This is a genomic window from uncultured Wocania sp. (assembly GCF_964021735.1).
In the GTDB taxonomy this organism is placed as follows: domain Bacteria; phylum Bacteroidota; class Bacteroidia; order Flavobacteriales; family Flavobacteriaceae; genus Wocania_A.
Genome location: NZ_CAXIBN010000181.1, coordinates 1 through 6,344, shown reverse-complemented (window position 1 = coordinate 6,344; position 6,344 = coordinate 1). Strand labels below are relative to the sequence as shown.

General features: G+C 34.1%; 6 protein-coding genes. All 6 read left to right on the top strand.

The features are described 5' to 3' along the window. On the top strand, nucleotides 1–967 hold a 967-nt coding region (gene porV, locus AADI82_RS12985; RefSeq protein ID WP_341216856.1), incomplete at its 5' end, for a type IX secretion system outer membrane channel protein PorV. Between the two features lie 92 nt (nucleotides 968–1,059). Next, entirely contained in the window at nucleotides 1,060–1,542 is a 483-nt protein-coding gene (cdd, locus tag AADI82_RS12980; RefSeq protein ID WP_341216855.1) for a cytidine deaminase, read from the top strand. An 89-nt stretch (nucleotides 1,543–1,631) separates the two neighbouring features. After that, nucleotides 1,632–2,630 (top strand): pyruvate dehydrogenase (acetyl-transferring) E1 component subunit alpha, encoded by a 999-nt coding sequence (gene pdhA / locus AADI82_RS12975; RefSeq protein ID WP_341216854.1) that lies wholly within the window; start codon nucleotides 1,632–1,634, stop codon nucleotides 2,628–2,630. Nucleotides 2,631–2,633: 3 nt separating this feature from the next. Continuing rightward, on the top strand, nucleotides 2,634–4,295 hold the full coding sequence (locus AADI82_RS12970) for a pyruvate dehydrogenase complex dihydrolipoamide acetyltransferase (protein ID WP_341216853.1): 1,662 nt from the start codon (nucleotides 2,634–2,636) through the stop codon (nucleotides 4,293–4,295). 206 nt (nucleotides 4,296–4,501) lie between these two features. Then, nucleotides 4,502–5,512, top strand: a complete 1,011-nt coding sequence (locus AADI82_RS12965) for a M20/M25/M40 family metallo-hydrolase (protein WP_341216852.1) — start codon at nucleotides 4,502–4,504, stop codon at nucleotides 5,510–5,512. Further along, complete coding sequence (locus tag AADI82_RS12960) at nucleotides 5,505–6,185, top strand: SDR family oxidoreductase (RefSeq protein WP_341216851.1); 681 nt, start codon at nucleotides 5,505–5,507, stop codon at nucleotides 6,183–6,185. Before AADI82_RS12965 ends, AADI82_RS12960 begins: the two co-directional genes overlap by 8 nt. The last annotated feature ends 159 nt before the right edge of the window (nucleotides 6,186–6,344 follow it).

The following is a 6,344-nucleotide window of genomic DNA, read 5'->3' as shown; positions in this document are numbered from 1 at the left end:
ATTGGTAAACGATATTTTTTTAGGAAACGTAACCTATTTTAATCGATTAGATGAAAAAAGTGCATTTGCTGCAAGTTTTAGATATTTTTCCTTAGGAGACATTGAATTTAGAGAAAATGAAATTTCCGAAGCTCTTGTGCAAAAGCCTAATGAGTTAACTATTGATGTTTCTTATGCTTTACGATTAAGTGAGCAGTTCGCAATGTCTGTGGCAATGCGTTATTTACGCTCAGATTTAAAATTGGATACTGGAAATAACGATACTGAAGCTGCAAATACTTTTGGCGTAGATATTTCTGGGTTTTATCAAAGTGAAGAAGAAGCTTATAACGATTTTAATGGACGTTGGAGAATGGGATTCGCTATTCAAAATATTGGACCAAAATTTAAATACGATGAAGGCGGACAAGAAAACTTTCAACCAACTATGTTACGCTTAGGTACAGGTTTCGATTTTATATTTGATGATTATAATAAAATAGCTGTAACAGCTGAAGTTGGAAAACTATTAGTGCCAACGCCACCAATGCGAGGAGATGAATATAATTTTACAGATAATAATGGTAATGGCACTTATGAAGAAGGTGTTGATGAATTAGGATCTAGAACGAGAACTAATGTTCTTATAGGTGAAAACACAGAGGATGTAAACTTTTTATCAGGAATGTTTAGTTCATTTGGCGACGCTCCGGGTGGATTCAGCGAAGAGCTAAAAGAATTCACATGGTCGTTAGGTGCAGAATATTTATATCAAGACTCATTTGCTTTTAGAGCCGGTTATTTTAATGAAAGTGAAGAAAAAGGAGCGAGAAAATTTTTAGCACTTGGTGCAGGATTCAAATACAATGTTGTTAATATAGATTTATCGTATTTGTTCTCGGCTTCAAAAGTGCAAAGCCCGTTAGAAAATACGTTACGTTTTTCGTTAACATTTAATATTGGAGCAGAAACATACAACGAATATTAGATTATAACATCTATAATTCTATTAAAACTATTGCCTCAAAGCAATAGTTTTTTGTTTATATTAGTCTTTCAACGAATTCATTATAATAATTTATGAAGGAAGTAAAAATAGAATCCACACTTTACGTTTTTGAAGATTTAAACGAGTTACCAGAAGATACCATAAAATTAATGCAAAAAGCCATTGAGGCAAGAGAAAAAGCCTATGCGCCATATTCAAATTTTTATGTAGGGGCAGCGATTCTTTTAGATAATAATGAAATAGTTACAGGAAGTAATCAAGAAAACGCATCATATCCATCTGGGTTATGTGCAGAAAGAACAGCTATCTATTATGCGGGTGCAAAATATCCAAACACAAAAATAATAAGAATGGCTATTACGGCAGGTTCTAAAAAGAATAAAACTACAAGCCCAATTCCACCATGTGGGGCATGCCGACAAGCTATTGCAGAATACGAAGTTAAACAAGATACACCAATAGAAATTTATTTTATGGGAGAAACAGGGAAAGTAGTAAAATCTAATTCTTTAGCAAATTTACTACCACTAGTATTTGATAAATCTGTACTATAACGTTTTCGTTTAAAATTTACTATTTTCAGTTTTTTCATTAATGACTAAAGTGTTACTTTTGTTATTCGTTTATTAAATTAACGCTACTAATGCAAAAAATAACTAAGGAAGTATACCTAAAATGGTATGAAGATATGTTGTTCTGGAGAAAATTTGAAGACAAATTAGCTGCAGTATATATACAACAAAAAGTTAGAGGGTTTCTTCATTTATATAACGGTCAAGAAGCAGTTTTAGCAGGTGCTTTACATGCTATGGATTTGACTAAAGATAAGATGATTACAGCTTATCGTAACCATGTACAACCCATAGGCATGGGTGTAGATCCTAGGCGAGTTATGGCTGAGCTTTACGGAAAAGCAACAGGGACTTCTCAAGGTTTAGGTGGTTCAATGCATATTTTTTCAAAAGAACATCGTTTTTATGGTGGTCATGGTATTGTTGGAGGACAAATTCCTTTAGGCGCAGGTATTGCTTTTGGCGATAAATATCATGGTGTAGATGGTGTAACCTTATGTTGTTTTGGTGATGGAGCTGCAAGACAGGGCTCTTTACACGAAACCTTTAATTTAGCTATGCTTTGGAAACTTCCAGTAGTATTCGTTTGCGAAAATAATGGGTATGCAATGGGAACTTCGGTAGAGAGAACAGCAAATCATACAGAAATCTGGAAGCTTGGTAAAGGTTACGAAATGCCTTGTGGACCCGTAGACGGGATGAATCCAATAAAGGTTGCAGAAGCATTTGATGAAGCCATACAGCGTGCGCGTCGTGGTGATGGACCAACATTTTTAGAACTTAAAACATATCGTTACAGAGGACATTCTATGAGTGATGCACAGCATTATAGAACGAAAGCAGAGGTTGAAGAATACAAAAAAATAGATCCTATTACACAAGTGAAAGATGTTATTCTTGAAAAGAAATATGCTACTGAAGCAGATATTAAAGTGATTGACAAACGCGTTAAAGCTTTAGTTTCAGAATGCGAAAAATTTGCAGAAGAATCTCCATTCCCAGAAAAGAATGTGATGTACGATGCCGTTTACGAGCAAGAAGATTATCCATTTATACAACATAAATTATAAGCTATGGCAATAGTAGTAAATATGCCACGTTTAAGCGATACCATGGAAGAAGGTACGGTTGCAGCTTGGTTAAAAAAAGTAGGTGATAAGGTAGAAGAAGGCGATATTTTAGCTGAAATTGAAACCGATAAAGCTACTATGGAATTTGAGTCTTTTAATGAAGGTACATTGCTTCATATAGGCGTGCAAGAAGGAGAAACTACAAAAGTAGATGCGCTTTTAGCGATTATTGGAGATGAAGGCGAAGATATTTCTGCATTGTTAAATGGAAATGGTAACGCTTCTGCAGAAGCGAAAAAAGAAGAAAAGAAAGAGGATGCTACTCAGCAGAGTGCTCACGATAGCAATCAGGACGACGTGTCTAACGATAAAGAAGAGTCAGTGAGCAAAGTCGAACTGCCAGAAGGTGTTATAGTTGTAACTATGCCACGTTTAAGTGATACTATGGAAGAGGGTACTGTGGCAACATGGTTAAAAAAAGTAGGCGATACAGTTGAAGAAGGCGATATTTTAGCAGAAATTGAAACCGATAAAGCCACTATGGAATTTGAATCATTCCAATCGGGTACACTATTAGAAATAGGTTTGCAAGAAGGTGAATCAGCCAAAGTAGATGCGCTATTAGCAATTATTGGTCCAGCAGGAACCGATGTTTCAAATGTAGCTAGAAATTTTAAAGTGGATTCTGGTGTTGAAAAAACTGAAGAAGCTCCTAAAGTTGAAAAAGCTGAAGCGCCAAAGCAAGAAAAAGCTGTATCTTCTAGTGCTACTGAGAAACCTCAAAAACAAGTTTCTGCTTCCTCATCAAACGGAAGATTATTTGCTTCGCCTTTGGCAAAAAAGATTGCTGAAGAAAAAGGGATTAATCTATCTCAGGTGAGTGGTACTGGTGAAAACGGACGTATTGTAAAAAGTGATGTTGAAAACTTTACGCCTGCTATTTCATCCGCAGCTTCAGTTGATAAATTCGTGCCAACTGGTCAAGAAGATTTTGAAGATGTTACCAATTCTCAAATGCGTAAAGCTATTGCTAAAGCATTAACAAATTCTAAATTTACAGCTCCTCATTACTATTTGAGTGTGGAGTTCGATATGGAAAATGCTATAGCATTCCGAGCACAATTCAACTCTATTCCAGATACTAAAATTTCATATAACGACATTATTGTTAAAGCTTGTGCTTTAGCATTAAAGCAACACCCACAAGTTAACTCACAATGGTTTGCAGATAAAATGCGTTTAAATAATCACGTACATATTGGTGTTGCGGTTGCAGTTCCTGACGGATTAGTTGTGCCTGTTGTTAAGTTTGCAAACGAGCAAAGTTTACCTCAAATAGGTGCAGCAGTTAAAGACCTTGCAGGAAAAGCTAGAAATAAAAAACTAACACCTGGCGACATGGAAGGCAGTACGTTTACGGTTTCTAACTTAGGTATGTTTGGTATAGATACATTTACATCTATAATTAATCAACCAAATTCTGCGATACTTTCTGTTGGAAATATTGTTGAAAAGCCAGTAGTTAAAAACGGTCAAATAGTAGTGGGTAATACTATGAAATTATCTTTAGCTTGCGATCACAGAACGGTTGATGGTGCAACAGGAGCGCAATTCCTTCAAACATTAAAAGGGTATATTGAAAACCCTGTAACTATGTTGGTGTAATTTAATTGTCACCCTGAGCGCAGTCGAAGGGTTTTTAGAATAGTAACAAAAACAAAACCTGTTTCATAATAATTGAAGCAGGTTTTTTATCTTTAGATTTTTAAAATTCATTAAATGAAACATTTATGGCTAAAAATTTAATCACAAAGCGAAATGATTATTAATGACGTTAAATGTGACCATTAAAAAACAATAAATATAAAGACATGAAAAAAGTTTTAACTATTATAGTTGTATCTGTACTTTTAAGTTGTGGATCGCAAAAAAAAATAATTCAAACAGAAACTAATATAAATCAGGTTAAAGAGGAAACACAGTTAGTTGCTTATAAAACTGATAATATATCTCCAGTTTTAGAAAAAAATGTAAAGGAAAGTTTAGAGTTTTTAGCTTCAGATGAATTAGAAGGCAGAAGCACAGGTAGCAAAGGCATAGAAAAAGCAGCAGTCTTTATTGAAAACTATTTCAAAAAAAACAATATAGAACCTTATTTTAAAACCTATAGAGATAGTTTTAATTTAAAAGATATTGTGGGTTATAATATTATTGGTTACATAGAAGGGAATGACTCAGAATTAAAAAAAGAGTTTGTTATTCTAGGAGCACATTACGATCATATTGGTAACGGAAAAGCCGTTAATGGAGATGTTATTGCAAACGGCGCAAATGATGATGCTTCTGGTACAGTTGCAGTTATGGAATGGGCAAAATATTTTTCTAAGGTCAAGAATAATAAGAGAAGTATTCTTTTTACATTATATTCAGCTGAAGAAATGGGTTTAAAAGGTTCTGGTCATTTAGCCAAAAGACTTAAAAAGGAAAACCTAAATTTATATACCATGATAAATTTTGAAATGATTGGTGTACCTAGAGCAAAGGAAGAAATTATGGCATATATGTCAGGTTACGAAAAATCTAATTTAGGCGAAAAGTTAAATGAATATGGCGAAAAAGAAGTTATTGGATTTTTCCCAAAGGCTAAAGAGTTTCAGCTATTTATGAGGTCAGATAATTATCCATTTTATAAAGCTTTTAAGAAACCAGCGCACGCCATTTCAACATTCGATTTTACAAACTTTGATTATTATCATCATGTAGATGACGAAGCGGATAAAATGGATTTTAAGCACATGACCAATTTTATAAATGTGATGATTCCTGCTTTAGAAGGTATGATAAATGCACCAAAACAGGAAATAAAAATGAACGATGAGTAACATAATAATTACAGGAACGAGTAGAGGTATAGGTTTCGAGTTGGTACAGTTGTTTGCAAAAGCAGGACACCATGTGTTGGCGCTTTCGCGGAACGATAAGCCTATAAAAGCTTTAAAGTTGAAGAATGTAAATTCGATACCTTTTGATTTATCTGATGTTAAAGCATACACTAAAGTAGAGACTTTTATAAAAGTAAATTGGCAAAAGGTTGATGTATTAATAAATAATGCAGGAACATTATTAAATAAACCATTTGCAGATACATCAATAACAGATTTTGAACAAGTGTATAAAACCAACGTTTTTGGAGTTGCAGAAATGACACGTGTAGTTTTGTCTTTTATGGCAAGCGGTAGTCATGTAGTTACAATAAGCTCCATGGGAGGTGTACAAGGTAGTTTGAAGTTTCCAGGACTAGCAGCATATAGCTCAAGTAAAGGCGCAGTAATTACTTTAACAGAATTACTTGCCGAAGAGTATAAAGAAGAAGGTATTTCCTTTAACGTTTTAGCTTTAGGAGCTGTACAAACCGAAATGCTTGAAGAAGCATTTCCAGGTTATAAAGCACCAACAACAGCCTTAGAAATGGCACAGTATATTTTTTATTTTTCATTAAACGGAAACAAATATTATAATGGAAAATTGTTGCAGGTTTCTAATTCTACGCCGTAAATTATGTCAACATATAAATGTGTTATTTTTGATTGTGATGGCGTATTAGTAGATAGTGAAACCATAGGGAATCAGGTATTTGTTGACATGGCTAACGAGTTAGATGCTGATATTAATCTAGATTACGCTATGAAGCATTTTAAAGGAAGTTTTCTTAAA